Below are 16,255 nucleotides of genomic sequence, written 5' to 3' on the forward strand. Positions count from 1 at the left end.
AGCCTACATCCCTGAAGCCAAGGCCGGTGACGTGCGTCTTTTCTTGATGAACGGCTTACCGCTTGCGCGCGATGGCAATTATGCAGCCTTTCGCCGCGTTCCGGCCAAAGGTGACGTTCGGTCCAATATTCATGCCGCCGGAACCGCCCGCAAAGTCAAAGTAACGGCCACGATGTTGGGCATTGCCGATATGGTGCGTCCCAAGTTGATTAGCGACGGAATGTTCCTGGTTGGACTCGATATCGTCGGCGACAAACTTCTGGAAATCAACGTCTTCACGCCAGGCGGGCTGACGCGGCTCTCCGTCATGTACAAGACGGATTTTGCCACAAGTGTCATCGCTGCCCTGGAGGAGAAGTGGGCGCTGCGACAAGCGTATGGAGATGCCATGCCGAATTCACGGCTGGCCACGCTCTGAGGGACGCAGCAAAATCGGTCATGCGCTCGCTGTCAGGCGGCAGCACGGATGCAGGCTGCCGCCAATGAGCAGCCGACTTTACGGAACGAAGCTTCGCGCGCCGCGTTTACGGTGATCGCAACCACATCATGATCAAACAGTAGCTAGGCAGCCCCTTCCTCTCGAAGGCGGACAGTCATGCCGTGCGCGATCAGTAAAAGGGAGGAACCCAATGGCGAAAACATCAGGCCGTTCCGACAAGGCTTCAACGGCAAGCATATCTATCCACGATCAGAAACTGCGCAAAGGCAATGGCGGTGAGCTTCACCAGGTTGCAGCGGGAGACACGCCTATTCTGACGACCGCCCAAGGCGGGCCGGTTTCAGACGATCAAAACTCGTTGCGGATCGGCGATCGAGGCCCGACGGTGATGGAGGACTTTCATTTCCGAGAGAAGATTTTTCACTTTGACCATGAACGTATACCCGAGCGCGTGGTCCACGCTCGAGGCTATGGAGCGCATGGTTATTTCGAAACATATGACTCTCTGGCGGACTATACACGGGCCGACATTTTCCAACGGGCAGGAGAAAAGACGCCGGCGTTCGTGCGCTTCTCCACCGTGGCAGGCAGCAAGGGCTCGGTTGACCTGGCGCGCGATGTTCGCGGCTTTGCTGTCAAGCTCTACACCAAGGAAGGCAACTGGGACATCGTCGGCAACAACATCCCGGTCTTCTTCATACAGGATGCGATCAAGTTTCCCGATATCATCCATTCGGTGAAACCCGAGCCTGATAGCGGTTTCCCCCAGGCCCAGTCCGCGCATGATAATTTCTGGGATTTCATATCGCTGACGCCCGAAAGCATGCACATGATCATGTGGGTGATGTCCGATCGCGCCATCCCCCGCTCTTTCCGCTTCATGGAGGGGTTTGGCGTCCACACGTTTCGCATGGTCAATGCCAAGGATGAGTCGACGTTCGTAAAGTTCCACTGGAAGCCGAAGCTCGGCCTGCAATCCGTCGTCTGGAATGAGGCCGTCAAGATCAATGGGGCTGACCCCGACTTCCACCGCCGTGACCTTTGGGATGCGGTTAAATCCGGAAACTTCCCCGAGTGGGAATTGCAGGTTCAGCTCTTCGACCAGGATTTTGCCGATAGCTTCGATTTCGACATTCTCGATGCCACCAAGCTCATTCCGGAAGAAGTTCTCAGGCCCATTCCCGTCGGCCGCCTGGTACTCGACCGCATGCCGGACAACTTCTTCGCCGAGACCGAGCAGGTTGCGTTCATGACGCAGAACGTGCCGCCGGGCATCGACTTCTCAAACGATCCGCTGCTTCAGGGCCGCAATTTTTCGTATCTCGACACCCAGATCAAGCGGCTGGGCAGCACCAACTTTACGCATCTCCCGATCAACGCCCCCAAATGCCCCTTCAATCATTTCCAGCAGGACGGCCACATGGCCATGCGCAACCCGGTCGGCCGCGTCAATTACCAGCCCAACTCGTGGGGAGAAGGCCCGAGGGAGTCTCCGGAGCGAGGATTTCGATCGTTTGCAGACGTGGAGGAAGGACCCAAGCAACGCATTCGCGCTGAAAGTTTCGCCGATCATTATAGCCAGGCGCGGCAGTTTTTCATCAGCCAGACGCCGCCGGAGCAGCATCATATCGCAGCAGCACTCACCTTCGAGCTTAGCAAGGTCAAGACACCGGTTATCCGCGAGCGGATCGTCTCTCACCTGCTCAACATTGACAAAGGACTGGCCAACGAGGTCGGCATCGCTCTCGGGATTAGGGCCATGCCCAAGCCCGCTGACGCGGCCGTCGCGACGCGCCAGGATCTCGATGCTGCGCCGTCCCTCAGCATCCTCGCAAAAGGGCCGGAACGGTTCGAAGGCCGCAAGCTTGGCATTGTGGTCACCGATGGAACAGATGCAGCAATTCTGAAGGCACTCACTGCTGCATTGGTGAAAGAGCGTGCGAATTTCGAGATCATCGCTCCAAAGGTCGGCGGGGCAAAAGCCAGCGATGGAAGCCTGATCGAGGCGGATCAGATGATCGGCGGCGGACCGTCCGTGCTTTACGATGCGGTTGCGCTTCTTCCGTCCGAAAACGCGATGGCAGATCTGCTGAAAGATCCGGCCATGCGCGATTTCGTTGCCGATGCCTACGCGCATTGCAAGTTCATCGGCTATGTCGGACCGGCAAAACCCATATTCGAAAAGGCCGGTATTGCTGACGGCCTCGACGAAGGCATCATTGAACTCTCCGGGGCAAAGGATGCCGTCCAGTTTGTCAAAACACTCGGCTCTCTTCGGGTCTGGAGCAGAGAGTCCAAAGCTTAGAGGTCATCCCCATAAACCGCAAAATACCCGCCGCTCCTTTCGGAGCGGCGGGTAAATGTGTACCACACCGGCCGAGGACGCTCGACAATGCTTCACGAGCTTTGCGCGCCTGAGCTGGATAACTGGATCAGCCCGTGATTGAGTGCTGATCACGACAACGCACTCGCCTTGCGCGCGTTAAATGGCGTCGCCATCAGCAATGGCAGGTCATGGCCAAGAAAAACGGATGTAGGCGGGCACTTGGCTTCACGGAGCGCGGTCAAGCACGTCTTTGTCGGCACAGGATTTCCTGTCTTCGTGGACAAGGTATTGTCTTGGCCGAAGCCCCACGCTGGTCTGAATGAGATATGGCTAGCCGTTCCAACTGTGCCGTCCCTGAGTTCATCAGAGTTATGAACTGGATCACCACCTGGAAGAAACCGCCATACCGATCTCTAAGACAAGTTTGCGGCGGAGTGCGGATGCATAGTCCGCTTTGCCAATCGGCGAAATGACAAAAGATCCAATACCGCCAATCACATTCCTGGCGAAATAGTCGGCAATGTCTCGTTTTTCGCCGGGAATCGTTGACGGTATGGCGATGGCCTTCGAGCGTGACCGCTTCGAGGAAGAATACAATCGCCGCCGCGCTAAATGGGCTGCCGATTTGCCGATGGATGCTCGCCAGTCTGAATTTTTTTAACAATAAGAAAGCCCGCCATCGCGAGGGCGGCGAAGGCGGGCTCTGTGCCGCCGGGGAGTAAGGGGGCGCCGGCGACGTGCCGCCATGGCGTGGCAACCGAAATAGGCGGCGCAGGTTTAACGCTTTCGACCGTCGCGACTGTTCCAATCAAAAACACTGGAACGGCAGGAAATTCGGAGATTGTCTGATTGCGTAGCTGCGTCCGCTGGCTGCATGGGCTGGCGCGATGAATTGAACCCTCGTCATGTCGGCCTCTAATTACATGAAAGCCGAGCGTGTCCGACAACCCCTTACCTCAGCAGAAGAGGCCGATGCCGTCGATTGTCGTCGTGCGTTTCGATCGCCATGAAACCTTAAGGGTTAGATTTCCCGGTTAGGCATACGCCTTTTTTCGCCAGAAAATCAGACAATAGACGCAGCCCTACACACCCCAGATGGGAGTGTCGGACGAGCTTTGGCTGAGCACTACTGGAAACGTTGCAACGTCGACTGCTGACGCGTTCTGACTGCCGGCAGGCCGCAGAACGAAAACGGCGGCGGCATATAAAATGTCCGGAGAACGGGCATCTGGGGGATATATGGCGATCACGATCTCAGCCACAGGCAATTCGGTTGTCGAGAGTTCAAGCAATTACTTGCGTTTCACTATTACCCTCTCAGAGCCGGCAGTCGATGCCGTCACCATAAATTATCGTACGCTTCTCGCCGGCACTACCGGCGAAAGCGACCTCTGGAACCCCTCAACATTCGCCACCAACAACGGCGTGGTTACATTCGCCCCTGGCGTCACGTCGATGGATATATTCATCCGCACCACAGGCGACAGCCTCGATGAAGTTGACGAGCATATTGTGCTGGAGCTGTTCGATCCCTCGAACGGCATGTTTTTCGACGGCACGGCCACTTTGCGGACAAGCGGCGTCATCCTTGACGACGACGGACCTGGGTCCAACCTGGCCCTTTTTGTTTCCGACCCCGTCATAGTCGAGGACGACAGCGGCTCCAAATTCGTGACCTTCGAGGTCAGGCTTTCTCAACCCGCGCCAGCGGGCTTCAGCGCCTCCTACCAGACGATCAACGGCTCGGCAGCGGCAGGCTCGGACTACGTCGCCAAATCCGGAACCTTGAACTTCGTAGCTGGTCAGGAAGTAGCCACGGTGACGGTCCAGATCAATGGCGACGTTACCGTCGAGGCCTCTGAAACGTTTTTCCTCTCCGTGAAGCCCAATGCCGGCGCTCCGACGATAAATCTTTCCGGGACCGTTGGTACGGCCACCATCCTGGAAGACGACGCGGGCCCGGCACCTGTCATCTCTCTCTCGAACGGCAGCGCGGTCACGGAAAGCAGTTCGAACTACATACGTTTCACAGTAACCCTGTCTGCTGCAGCGAACGATGCCGTTACCGTCAATTATCGCACATTGTTGGCGGGCACGGCAGGGGAGGATGATCTCTGGAACCCCTCAACCTTCTCCGACGCCAACGGCATCGTTACGTTTGCGCCGGGTGAGACATCCAAGGACATCTTTATCCGCACTACGGGCGATACGGTCGACGAACGCGACGAACATATTGTTGTTGAACTGTTCGACCCCAACGGCGCCCGTATCGAAGGCGGCGAACCGACCATTGCCAAAAGCGGCGTCATTCTTGATGACGATGGTGCCGGCTCCAATCTTGCTCTTTTCGTCTCCGATCCGGTCGTCCTTGAAGGGGACGCCGGCCAAAAGAATGTGGTCTTCGAGATCAGGCTTTCTCAGCCGGCGCCGCTGGCATTCACGGCCAACTATACGACCGTCGACGGAACCGCGGTCGCCGGAACGGACTATGTCGCCAAGAGCGGGACTGTCAGCTTCGTAGCCGGGCAGGACGTTGCCTATGTGACAATTCCGGTTATCGGCAACACGGTTTCTGAAGCAACCGAGCGGTTCTCCCTGGTGGTGACACCTCCCGCAAACCCCTCGATCGGCACAGATGGAGCGGTCGGAACCGCAACGATCCTCGATGACGACACGGGCTCGGGTCCGGTCATCAGCCTCTCAGGCGGCGAAGGGGTCGTCGAAAGCAGCTCGCACTACATTCGCTATATCGTCAGCCTGTCCGAGGCGAGCCTGAACGCCGTAACGGTCAATTTCAACACACGCCTTGGCACTGCCTCGGATGCCGATCTATGGGATCCTGCATCCTCCGGCGCCAACAATGGGATCGTGACCTTCGCTCCGGGCGAAACCTCCAAGAGCATCTTCATCCGCGCGACCGGCGACTCAATCGATGAGCGTGATGAGACAATTTTCCTGGAACTCACCAATCCTGCAAACGCGTCCCTAGCCGGAGGCAAGTCAGTATTGCGGCAGGCCGGGTTCATTCTGGATGATCCGGCCGATGGGGTTGGTCTTAACATAGCCGTGACGGGAACGAATGCGACTGTCACCGAAAGCTCAGCCACGCAACAGCTCGAAATTCTCGTAACGCTTTCGAGGCCCGCACCGAGCAATCTGACTTTCAACATTACAACAACCAATCAGACAGCGGCTGCAGGGAGCGATTTTCAGCTGGTCGACAGTTCGGTGACCTTTGCCGCCGGCCAGACTATCGCGGCGGTTACGGTCAACATCCTTTCGGACAAGATTTCGGAAGTAGCCGAAACCTTTGCCCTTAATTTTTCTCTGGCCTCCGGGCCTTTTCCTGCCGGAGTGATCCCGTCGACGATCGTCACGATCAACCCCGGTGCAATCTACGGAACTCCCGCCAGCGAAACGATCAATGGCGGCATCTACAACGATGTCATCCACGGCCTAGAAGGCAATGACATCCTCAATGGCCTAGGAGGCAATGACAAGCTCGATGGGGGTGTCGGCAACGACCATCTCGACGGCGGTGCTGGAAACGACGCCATGTATGGTGGCACCGGCAACGACACCTATGTCGTGAACTCCCTCAGCGACCAGACCATTGAAGCGGCGAGCCAAGGCACCGATACTGTTCGTTCGTCAATCAGTCTGACACTCGGCGCGAATATCGAACGCCTGGAATTGCAAGGCACGACCAATCTGGTCGGCAACGGCAACAGCCTGAACAACACGGTGATCGGCAACAGCGGCAACAACGTCCTGCGCGGCGGGGCCGGCAACGACTTGCTGAGTGGCGGCGCAGGCAAGGACACGCTGGCTGGCGGAAGCGGCAACGACGCCTTCCACTTCAATGCCCGTCTCGGCTCGACCAACATCGACAAGATCACGGACTACAGTGTCGCGCAGGACACGATCCAGCTGGAGAATTCGGTTTTCACCGGCCTAGCGAACGGATGGCTTTCGGTGGGGGCCTTTCACACCGGCAGTGCGGCGCATGACGCGACTGATCGCATCGTCTACAACAAGACAACCGGCGACCTGTATTTCGACAAGGACGGGCTCGGTGGAGCGGCGGCAACGAAATTCGCCACCCTTGCCCCGGGACTTGCCATGACGGCCGGCGACTTCTTTATCGTGTAGGTAAAAGCAAAAGCGCGTCCTTCTGACACGGAATTCGCGGGACCCTCGGGATATCACTGGGCTAGCTGATTATGTCCGGCAAAGTCCTGCCGCAGCAGAAAGCGCCGAAGCTGATCGTTGTCATGGCGTTCGACCGAGACGCGGAAGGAGGCCGCTAATATGTGGAACACACATTATTAACAATAAGAAAGCCCGCCATCGCGAGGGCGGCGAAGGCGGGCTCTATGTCGCCGGGGAGTAAGGGGGGACGCCGGCGACGTGCCGCCATGGCGTGGCAACCGAAATGGGCGGCGCCGATATAACGCCGCAATCGCCGCGACCGTTCCAATCAAAATTGCTGGACGGCAAAGAATTCCGTGATTATCTGATTTCGCGGCCGACCGGCAGGGTTGTTACCGCATTGGCTGGCGCAGCTGTCAGCAAGCTACCATTGCGCCGGCCTCTCATTGGAGGATGCGATGCCACAACTTCATGCGCGCGGCGTGGAATTGGTCGTTGAGCTTCTGGATGCCGCCGAACATCTTGAGAAAATCCCCGCCGCCGAGGTCAAGAAGCTCTTGCGCGAGACATCGCTAGTTCTGGGTGATCTATTGGCTCGCGATATCCCCCGACCCGTAGGAGACGCGGCGGCCGGCTGATCATGTCCGATAACGCCTTGCCACAGCAAAGGGCGCCGAAGCGGATCGTTGTCACGGCGTTCGACCGAGACGAGAAAGGCGATCTTCAGCCGGCGTTCGATCCTGTGGAGCAACAGTCCGAGGAAAGTGATCGGAACAGCGAAGGGTCAGGCGGGCAAGCATGCGGGCGTTATCGCATGGAGCCTATCATCTTGGTGATCACGGCGAGTATGATGAAGCGGGTGTAGAGGGAACTGGGCGATGGGCTTGGATTCGATGTTCGGCGGCGGCCATATCATGATCGTCATGCTCGGGCTGCTGGGCGCGTTGCTGCTCATGGTTTCGGTCTTCATAAACAACCAGGTCGCTCACTACACACAGCGCGACGAGCGCCACAAGGAAAAGCAGCTCGAATATTATCGCAATACATTTTCGCAGCTTGGCGTGATCCTCTTGGGAATCGCGGTTTCTCTATTCATATTCTTTTTCCAGCAGGGCTACCTGGAGCGTCAAAGACAAGAGTCACAGATGCAGGAGCTTTTGGCGAAGCTTGGCGTAAGGCTGAGCCGGGCGGCGCCACTGCTTGAATTCGTCGCCGAGATTGATCCCGTGCTCGATGATGGAGGTGACTATATTGATCCCAAGGACGGTGGGTCGAACCGAGCGGTAACGGCAACCGGCCCGGACCTCGCCAGGCAGGTCGAGGCCATTGAACTGCTTCAGCGCGAGATCGATCTCGAAGATTTTGCTGCGATGAAGTTCTCTGGCGATTTCCAATCGTCGCCGTTGGTGAACCAAATTGATCCCAGTCTCTGGTTCGGCATGGTCAAGGATGAGGCGGACCTGGAGTACGCGGCGGAGCAGCTTCGTCAGGACTATGGCGATCTACGGGCAGCGCTTGGGGATCGCAAGCCTGACGAGGGAGTATCCGACCCGGGTGTTAGCAGCAGCGTCAAGCGTGAGGTGCTGGATGTGCTGTGGGACTATGCCTGGCTCCGAGACCGGAGCCGGCGTCTCGTCGGGCGCTCCTGCTGGTTCTTGAGCCAGGGCCCGAAATTCCTCTTTCTAAAACCGATTCCTGCGGTCGAGACCAGATACGATTCCCACCGCGAATGGCTTCTAGAGGCGCGAAAGGTCTATGAAAAAGTCTCGGCCGGCGGAGAGAATTGCTACGCCATGCTCAGGGTTGCCGAGCAATCGTGAACGACCCCGTCAGTCGGGATCGATGCAAAGCCTCGCAGAGATCGTTCAGCCCACTTCTGATCCGCGAAATCAAAAGGGCCAGAAAGGCGAGCAATCCCCGGCCCATCCACCCTTTCAGAAATGAACTCGATACGGCCCGTCTCTAGTGCGCCACGGGTAGCGATCATGGCGGTGAAGAATGCGCGTCGATCGCTTGAGAGCCGAATACGGCCGTCAGATGATGCCGTGCTCTTTCAGAAGCGCCTGCTCGTCGCCCGACACCCAGCCGAAAACTTTCGGGTCTCCGTCCAGCTTCTGCACGAAGTAGTGGACATCGAAATCTATTCCGACATCCGGCTGATCCTTGCGGGTATAGGTTGCAGTCCAGGCAACATGGGCCACGCAGTTGATGCTCATCCATGGGGGAGATGCGGACATTGCGTATCCGCATTTCCTTCGTCCCTATCTCCCGATAGTGCGCATAGCCTTTGGCCATGACCTGCTTGAGATGGTCGTCGTTCTTTCCGGTCATCACCCCGGCAGGTGTGGCCGCTATGAAGTCGGAAGCGTACAGCGATGCAACCTCATCCATGTCCATGTCGCCGGCGAGGGATTTATTGAAAAAGCGCTCATATCGCTCGAAAAGCTTTCGCACGCTGGTCTCCATCATTTTCTCTCCAGTCATGTTCTGAAAGGGTCCAAGGGACCCATTCATCTCCTAGCGTGCGAACGGCGGCCATGTGGGATGGGTTTTTTTGGGCTTCTTATGTCAAATTTTGTTGCAGCGATTGGACGGCCCAGATTAATCTATCACCTTTGGTGAAGGAGGCTGCCATGGGTAGGTTTCTTGATGCCGACATTGCACATCAATGCATTTTCACGCCGGAAGAGCTCGAAGTCCTGAATTTCGTCTCCAGGGCCGCTATCGATCGTTTGGCGATCACCACGCAAGATGAGGTCGAGCACATAGCTAGCGCCGCTTTGTCCTTGTATTCAACCGGAATGACTGATCCCGGCCTACTGTTGCAGGAGGTGTTGTCTCGCTTCGGCAGATCGATAAAGCCGTCCGCGGCTCGTCATGTTGACGCCCGGAAACACACGCGCGCAAGAACCCGTTAGACGACACCCATCCCCAGGCGTTGCGAAATCGCGTGCCAGCAGTCTGGGCCTAGCATAACCGTCGACACTACAATCTGTGGTATAGTCTGCCCTCGGCAGGGAGGGTGCGATGGGATGGCGTTCCGATCGAGCCTATGAAGAAAAGCGGCATCGGGCATTCGTCCGATGGAAGGCGTCGCTCGGCTGGCCGGAATATCTGCGATGGCAATGGCAGCGCAGCCGCGCCTTTGTGGCCGGCGTGGCGTGTGCTGTTGGCGCGGTACTGATCTATGGATTTCTAACCTGAATCCCGAGCTTTGTGTCGAGATGAGGCAAGAGCTTTCAATACGCTCTGATCAATCAGACAGTTAGAAACGGGCATTTCCACCAGAGTGGAATGAATGGGCCAAGGTCCAACTAGCACCGCCACAACGGAATGGTTATTCCCGATTCAGTCATCAGGTTCAGCAACCCGGTCTCATTCCAGGTGGAGATTTTAGATGTTGCATGTCTCATCAACGGAAAACCCATCTCAACGCCAACCGCAGGCATGGTCACGGATGCGTAAAAATTGGATCGCATCCATTGTCAGCGTTGCAATCCTTGCCGCCGGCACCGCCCACACCGCCCTCGCTCAAGAGCAAGCTTCGCCCACTCCGACGAGCCGTCCGGCGCAGGTTGAAGCGCTGTCCGAGCAGAAGGTCCAGGAAATCGCGCGCGAAGTGTTCCAGTACGCCTATCCCATCGTGCTGATGGACGCGACGATGCGGCAAACGACGGCGGTGCCCGACGCAACCTCCGTCCACGGGCGCGCGCCGATCAACCAATTCGCCTATTTCCGGACATATCCGGCTGCCGACGCAAAGGATGTCGTCCGCTTCAACTTCGACACCTTGTACTCCTTCGCATGGCTGGACCTCAGCAAGGGTCCGATCGTGCTGTCGGTTCCCGACACCGGCGGGCGTTTTTACCTCATCCCCACCCTAGACATGTGGACGGATGTATTTTCCTCGCTCGGCTCGCGGACGACCGGCACGGGTGCAGGCAATTTCGCCTATGTCGCGCCCAGCTGGCAGGGCGATCTTCCCGAAGGCGTGCAGCGCATCGAGGCGCCGACGTCGACGATCTGGATGATGGGTCGCGTCCAGACCAATGGTCCGTCCGACTACGAAAATGTTCATAAGGTTCAGGATGGGCTGAAGCTGACGCCTCTCGACCAGTGGGGCAAATCCTATGCGCCGCCAGCCACATCTCCTGTCGAAGCGGGCGTGGACACAAAGACGCCGCCGCTGGTTCAGGTGGAGAAGATGACCGGCGTCGAGTTCTTCACGCGTTTTGCCGAGCTGCTGAAGAAATATCCACCGCACTCCAACGACTACCCGATCGTGTTTCGCATGCGCGCACTTGGACTTGAGCCGGGTCAGAGTTGGGATGCTGGCAAGCTCGATGCAAAGACAACAGCGCTCATCAACGATGCCGCGAAAGTGGCGCTGAGCGACGTTGTTGCTTTCCTCAAGCGAGGTGGAGAAGGCACGCATGTTAACGGCTGGAACATCGCAACCGATAACATGGGCACCTACGGCACATCCTACCTGCAGCGTGCCTTGGTGGCGCTCGCCGGCCTGGGTGCCAACCTGCCGGCCGATGCCGTCTATCCCGCAGCGTTTGTCGACAGTGAAGGCAAGCAGCTCGACGGTGCGAACAAGTACGTCCTGCATTTCAACAAGAATGAGCTGCCGCCGGTCGACGCCTTCTGGTCTCTGACCATGTATGACGAGCAGGGTTTTCAGGTGCCGAACCCGATCAATCGCTTCGCCATCGGCGATCGCGACAAGCTCAAGTTCAATGCCGACGGCTCGCTCGACATCTACATCCAGGCGCAATCGCCTGGTGCGGACAAGGAATCCAACTGGCTGCCATCACCGGCATCTGGAGCGATCCAGCCAACCCTGCGACTGTATTCGCCTCGCGCTACCGTCATGAACGGCACATGGGTGCCACCCGGGATCAAACGCGTACAGTGAAGATTTGAGAGCCAATGCAAATCTCAAACTGGCGTCACTTGTGTATTGCGCGGCAGTTCTCTGACGCCCTACTCTGCTCTCGGCAGGGAGGGTGCGATGGGATGGCGTTCCGATCGAGCCTATGAAGAAGAGCAGCGTCAGGCATTCGTCCGATGGAAGGCGTCGCTCGGCTGGCTGGAATATCTGCGATGGCAATGGCAGCGCAGTCGCGCCTTTCTGGCCAGTGCCGTGGCGGCCAGTTGCGTCATTCTGGCGTTCCGGCTGCTAGGTTAGCTCCTGTGGTGTGAAGCCAAAGGACTCTTCTTCGCCGAAATTAAACCTCGACGTGACCACCGGTTTGGCTCGAGGATGCAGTCCAATGTTTCCGCATCACGTCGGATAGGGTGTCGCGTGCTGCCACCATGCGCTGATGCCATTCATTTTCCTTGTCGAGGACAATTGCGCATTTGCCCGCCTCTTTCCCCAACAGGACCGGGTTGCTAACCCGCGAAAAGTACCACGTAGCTGCCGCAGCATAGAAGATTGTGCGAGGCGAGTGCGTTGAGGCCAGTCCGAAAATGGCCGGCGCGTACTCATCTCCCTTACCAAGCTTGCCGGATACAACCGTTAGCGCAGCAGCTAAATAGGACAGGTGTGACGACTGCGAGAGTATCTCATATTCTTCCCGGCGCCACTTCGTCATTGCATCAATCATTTCTGTGTCGAATCCGATTTTCTTCTCAATCGCAATGATTCTCTCGTGCAATCTCTTCGGCGAAGCCGTGGAATGCCAGAAATCCTTGACCCGAGCGTCAGTATCAGCGGCAACGTAAGCTTTCCCCAACGCAGGGTCATGTAAGACTACCGTACAGAGAAGTAGAGCTTCGACATATGTGCGCAAGATCGCGCGAGCGGGTGTGTCCAGTCCCGAGATCACCAACGTCCGAACTGACACGCCGAACGACACCGCAGATCCCGTCAGCGCCCACGCAGCTCGCGTATGCTCACTCGATGGGCCGTGACCCTCCGTGGAGCTCAGTGCAATGTGCACGTATGACAGAAACTCTAGACCAAACTCGAAGATGGCGAGGTGTGGTTGAAGCGCAGTCGTCGTGGCAGCTCGCGCCTCGGTCTCGGCTTCCAGCAGAAGCTCGTTGAACCCGTCGCGAGGCGAGGGATTGCGGTGCATGTCAGCGTAGATCGTGCGCCATCTCTCATCAATTTAATCGTAAATGCTCGCTCTCGGTGTCGGCTCGCTCAGCATCGGCAGCTTTCTTTGACCGTTTAGCTTTTGGCCATAATCACATAGACCGGCGAGTAAGTCGCACCCCTGCCCCACCACCATTCTCAGGTATGAATTCGATACCGCTCGCCTCGAAAGCCGCACGTATGGCGAGCAATGTTGCAGGATGTGCAGACTTCCCATTCTCGATGCGAGTGATCGTTGCAGCCGTCACTTGTGCATTGCGCGCCAGTTCTCTGACACCCCACCGCAACGCAGCTCGAGCCATCCGAATTTGTTCCGGTGTTATCAAATTATAACCTTGACATAATATCGAGTGCAGTCAGTATGCGTTCGTGCAATGCGGTCGTGCAGGATGGGCAAACATCCCACACGACCTGACCAGACCTAAGCTGTTGTGGAGCTCGGATCATGGCTGATTCCGACAATACCACGACTTTGCCCTTCGTCACCTCTCGGTTGCGGCGGAAGCGAAGTCCTGTGGATGAAAGGCCGGACGGCGCCTCGGAGCGGCGCGGGTGCGAGCCTGCCGACCCGGCTGTGGTGCTGCTGAATAAATGGCAGGAAGCGCATCATGTCGCCCACGTTCTTTGCCGGCTACAGCAGCGGCACGAGACGCGCCTTCTGAACACGCCTGCAAGCCCCGCGCAGGACCGGGTCGACCACGCCATGGCCCGCGCCTTGGAGATCGACGCCATGGATGCGGAACAGCGTCTGATCGATGCGGTTGCAACCACGCCTGCGCACAGCCTCTCCGGCGTAATGGCGAAGCTCGAGATGATCACCGGCTGCAGCGAAGCCGACGAGGACCCGTCCGCCTTCCCCTGGCCGCAGCTTCGCTCGGTACTTGCGGATTTGCGGGAAGTCGCTGCGCGCGACCACGCGTGCAGAACGGACAAGCCATAGCCATCAACAGAATGCCCGGTCGCGCCCAAAAACAAAAAAAGCGACCGCGCCAACAGTTCACGACAATGGGAGAACAGCATGAACCGTGGAATTCGAACGCTGCGAGCAGCCCTTTGGATCGCCTTGGCGTCCTTCACACTGGTCGCGGCCAGCAGTGCTGCTATCGCCGAGACGACGAAGGAACGCATCTTGCGCGAAGGCAAGATCGTCATCGGCATCCACAACCGCTCGCCCTGGGGTTTTCGCGATGACAAGACGGGCGAAGCGACAGGCTGGCATCCGGATTTGCTGAAGGCTGCCTTTTCCGAGCTCGGCGTTGAGGAACTCGACATCCGCGTGACCGAGTTCGGCGCTCTGGTCCCCGGCCTGCTCGCGGGCCGGTTCGATGCCGTGGCCTCGGGCCTGGCGATCACGCCGGAGCGGTGCCAGCAGGTTCTGTTCGGGATGCCGGACCTGAAAGTTCCGGATGCGGCGATCGTGCTTTCCGGCAATCCCAAGAAGATTCATGGCTACGCCGATATCGCCGCGCAGGCCGAGATCACGATGGGCGCCGGACGCGGCAGCGTGGTCGCCCGCAATGCAATCGCCATGGGCGTGCCGCAGGAGCGGATGCTGCTGTTCCCGGACATCGAGGCCAACATCTCGGCCCTGCGCGCCGGCCGGATCGACGTGGCGGTGCTGTCTTCGCCGACGGTCATAGGCCTGCTGTCGAACGGCAAGGCCGCGGGAATAGAACGCGCCCTGCCCTTCGAGATCGTCGACGATCAGGCGAACTTCGCTGCAATCGCCTTCCGCCGCGAGGACGGCGACCTGCGCGAACTCTATGACGAGCAGCTGGCCCGGCTGAAGGCGGACGGGACGCTCGCAAAGATCATGGAGAAATACGGCTTCGGCGCGCCGGAGGCAGTGCCCGACACCATGACCGCTGAAAAACTGTGCGGTGCGGGCGAATGAGCATTTTCGATATCTGGCTCGGCATCCTGCAGGGCCTCGACGTCACGGCAACGGTGACGGGCTATGGTTTGCTGTTCGCCGTCCCCTTCGCGCTGATCTTCGGTGTTGCGCAGTATCTCGCGAAGGGGGCGGTGCTTTTTGCGGTCACCTGCATCATCGAATTCTGGCGCAGCTCGGCGGTCATCATCCTGCTTTTTGTTTTCTACTATGCGCTTCCCGTGGTGGGATTGATGCTGTCGGCGGTGACCGTCAGTGCGATGGTGCTGGGCCTGAACATCGGCGGCTACGCCAGCCAGGCGGTTCGCGCCGGTTTGCAGTCGCTCGATCGCGGGCAAAAGGAAGCCGGACAGGCGCTCGGCCTGTCGCGGTCGATGATCCTGCTTCTGATAGAGCTGCCGCAGGCACTGGTGGCGATGAGCCCGACCTTCGTCAACCATTTCATCCAGCTCGTGAAGGCAACAGCGCTCGTGTCGCTGGTGACGCTGACCGACATGACGTTCCGCGCCAAGGAGATCGCGCAGATCGAATACAATCCGGTCGGCATCTACACCTCGCTGCTCCTTGCCTATTTCGTTGTCTGCTACCCGATCGCCATTCTTGGCCGATTGCTGGAAGCGCGGATCAGTTCAGGAAGGGAGCTTGCCCGTGGGCTTTGATCTTTCCTTCGCGCTCTCGACCGTGCCGACGATACTGGGCGCCATTGGCACGACCTTGCTGGTTGCGCTGATCAGCTGCCTCGGCGCGGCTGGCATAGGTTTCGGCTTCGAGATGCTGCGGCGCTCGGGTGGACTGAGCGGGTATGCCGTTCGCTTCCTGATCGACTTCATCCGGGCAACACCCGTTCTGGCCTGGCTCTACTTCCTGTATTTTGTTCTTCCCTTCTACGGCATCCGGCTTGGCGCGCTCACCGTCGGCATTCTGGGCCTGAGCGTCTATTTCAGCGGCTATCTGGCCGAGGTCTTCAAGGCAGGCATCGACGCCATTCCAAAGGGCCAGTCGGAGGCGTCACGAGCCGTTGGCCTCAGCCGCATCGACACGATCATCTTCATCATAGCCCCGCAGATGCTGCGCAACATCGCAGCCCCCTTGGGCAACTACTTCGTGTCGATCCTCAAGGCGACGCCCTATCTCGCAGTGCTTGCTGTGCCGGAAATGCTCGGTCAGGCCTTCGATATTGCGTCCGACACCTACCGCTATGCCGAACCGCTGACGGTTGCCGGCATTCTGTTCCTGCTGCTGGCACTCGCGATCTCGCAGGCCGTCAAGCGGGTCGAGACGCGTCTACTTGGGTCGAACAGGCGATGATCCGGCCTTCCATTCTCATACAACCCGATC

The 16,255-nt window shown here is 58.2% G+C and carries 16 protein-coding genes and 1 pseudogene; 13 read left to right on the plus strand and 4 right to left on the minus strand.

What is annotated here, in order from left to right; all coding sequences use genetic code 11:
- Together G6N74_RS20685 and katE are read left to right on the plus strand one after the other, a co-directional pair.
- Positions 1-418 (plus strand): ATP-grasp domain-containing protein (locus G6N74_RS20685; protein WP_512698583.1); only part of this gene is annotated, 418 nt, incomplete at its 5' end.
- Positions 419-629: 211 nt separating this feature from the next.
- Complete coding sequence (gene katE, locus G6N74_RS20690) at positions 630-2,744, plus strand: catalase (RefSeq protein ID WP_165119920.1); 2,115 nt, start codon at positions 630-632, stop codon at positions 2,742-2,744.
- Positions 2,745-3,146: 402 nt separating this feature from the next.
- Here katE and G6N74_RS30845 read toward each other — a convergent pair whose 3' ends face one another.
- Complete coding sequence (locus G6N74_RS30845) at positions 3,147-3,326, minus strand: DUF1194 domain-containing protein (RefSeq protein WP_312857905.1); 180 nt, start codon at positions 3,324-3,326, stop codon at positions 3,147-3,149.
- On the opposite strand from G6N74_RS30845, the gene G6N74_RS30850 reads away from it, so the two are divergent.
- From G6N74_RS30850 to G6N74_RS20710, 4 genes are all read left to right on the plus strand, one after another.
- Positions 3,286-3,426 (plus strand): hypothetical protein, encoded by a 141-nt coding sequence (locus tag G6N74_RS30850; protein ID WP_246245867.1) that lies wholly within the window; start codon positions 3,286-3,288, stop codon positions 3,424-3,426. The genes G6N74_RS30845 and G6N74_RS30850 overlap by 41 nt on opposite strands.
- A 578-nt stretch (positions 3,427-4,004) precedes the next feature.
- Positions 4,005-6,917, plus strand: coding sequence for a calcium-binding protein (locus tag G6N74_RS20700; protein WP_165119921.1), 2,913 nt, complete (start codon positions 4,005-4,007; stop codon positions 6,915-6,917).
- A gap of 458 nt (positions 6,918-7,375) precedes the next feature.
- Complete coding sequence (locus G6N74_RS20705; protein ID WP_165119922.1) at positions 7,376-7,555, plus strand: hypothetical protein; 180 nt, start codon at positions 7,376-7,378, stop codon at positions 7,553-7,555.
- Between the two features lie 240 nt (positions 7,556-7,795).
- Positions 7,796-8,737 carry a hypothetical protein gene (locus G6N74_RS20710; RefSeq protein ID WP_165119923.1) on the plus strand — a complete coding sequence of 314 codons (942 nt, stop codon included), beginning with the start codon at positions 7,796-7,798 and terminating at the stop codon, positions 8,735-8,737.
- Positions 8,738-8,950: 213 nt separating this feature from the next.
- Here G6N74_RS20710 and G6N74_RS20715 read toward each other — a convergent pair.
- Positions 8,951-9,383: pseudogene (locus G6N74_RS20715) on the minus strand (DUF6841 family protein).
- Positions 9,384-9,550: 167 nt separating this feature from the next.
- Here G6N74_RS20715 and G6N74_RS20720 point away from each other — a divergent pair.
- From G6N74_RS20720 to G6N74_RS20730, 3 genes are all read left to right on the plus strand, one after another.
- On the plus strand, positions 9,551-9,835 hold the full coding sequence (locus G6N74_RS20720) for a hypothetical protein (protein ID WP_165119924.1): 285 nt from the start codon (positions 9,551-9,553) through the stop codon (positions 9,833-9,835).
- 539 nt (positions 9,836-10,374) lie between these two features.
- Complete coding sequence (locus G6N74_RS20725; protein WP_165119925.1) at positions 10,375-11,838, plus strand: DUF1254 domain-containing protein; 1,464 nt, start codon at positions 10,375-10,377, stop codon at positions 11,836-11,838.
- A 96-nt stretch (positions 11,839-11,934) separates the two neighbouring features.
- On the plus strand, positions 11,935-12,111 hold the full coding sequence (locus G6N74_RS20730) for a hypothetical protein (RefSeq protein ID WP_165119926.1): 177 nt from the start codon (positions 11,935-11,937) through the stop codon (positions 12,109-12,111).
- A 40-nt stretch (positions 12,112-12,151) separates the two neighbouring features.
- Here G6N74_RS20730 and G6N74_RS20735 read toward each other — a convergent pair whose 3' ends face one another.
- Positions 12,152-13,006 carry a hypothetical protein gene (locus G6N74_RS20735; protein WP_165119927.1) on the minus strand — a complete coding sequence of 285 codons (855 nt, stop codon included), beginning with the start codon at positions 13,004-13,006 and terminating at the stop codon, positions 12,152-12,154.
- 112 nt (positions 13,007-13,118) lie between these two features.
- A complete protein-coding gene (locus tag G6N74_RS20740; protein ID WP_165119928.1) occupies positions 13,119-13,328 on the minus strand; it encodes a helix-turn-helix domain-containing protein in 210 nt (69 codons plus the stop codon).
- A gap of 143 nt (positions 13,329-13,471) precedes the next feature.
- Here G6N74_RS20740 and G6N74_RS20745 point away from each other — a divergent pair, with 143 nt between their 5' ends.
- The 4 genes from G6N74_RS20745 to G6N74_RS20760 all read left to right on the plus strand — a co-directional run bounded on the left by G6N74_RS20745 (position 13,472) and on the right by G6N74_RS20760 (position 16,225).
- Entirely contained in the window at positions 13,472-13,966 is a 495-nt protein-coding gene (locus G6N74_RS20745; RefSeq protein ID WP_165119929.1) for a hypothetical protein, read from the plus strand.
- Between the two features lie 78 nt (positions 13,967-14,044).
- Positions 14,045-14,920: an ectoine/hydroxyectoine ABC transporter substrate-binding protein EhuB gene (ehuB, locus tag G6N74_RS20750; RefSeq protein WP_165119930.1), complete on the plus strand. Its 876-nt coding sequence runs from the start codon at positions 14,045-14,047 to the stop codon at positions 14,918-14,920.
- On the plus strand, positions 14,917-15,576 hold the full coding sequence (locus G6N74_RS20755; RefSeq protein WP_165119931.1) for an amino acid ABC transporter permease: 660 nt from the start codon (positions 14,917-14,919) through the stop codon (positions 15,574-15,576). The genes ehuB and G6N74_RS20755 overlap by 4 nt, the downstream gene beginning before the upstream one ends.
- Positions 15,566-16,225, plus strand: coding sequence for an amino acid ABC transporter permease (locus G6N74_RS20760; protein ID WP_165120107.1), 660 nt, complete (start codon positions 15,566-15,568; stop codon positions 16,223-16,225). The genes G6N74_RS20755 and G6N74_RS20760 overlap by 11 nt, the downstream gene beginning before the upstream one ends.
- Positions 16,226-16,255: the final 30 nt, after the last annotated feature.

The organism is Mesorhizobium zhangyense (assembly GCF_011045115.1).
Lineage (GTDB): Bacteria > Pseudomonadota > Alphaproteobacteria > Rhizobiales > Rhizobiaceae > Mesorhizobium_M > Mesorhizobium_M zhangyense.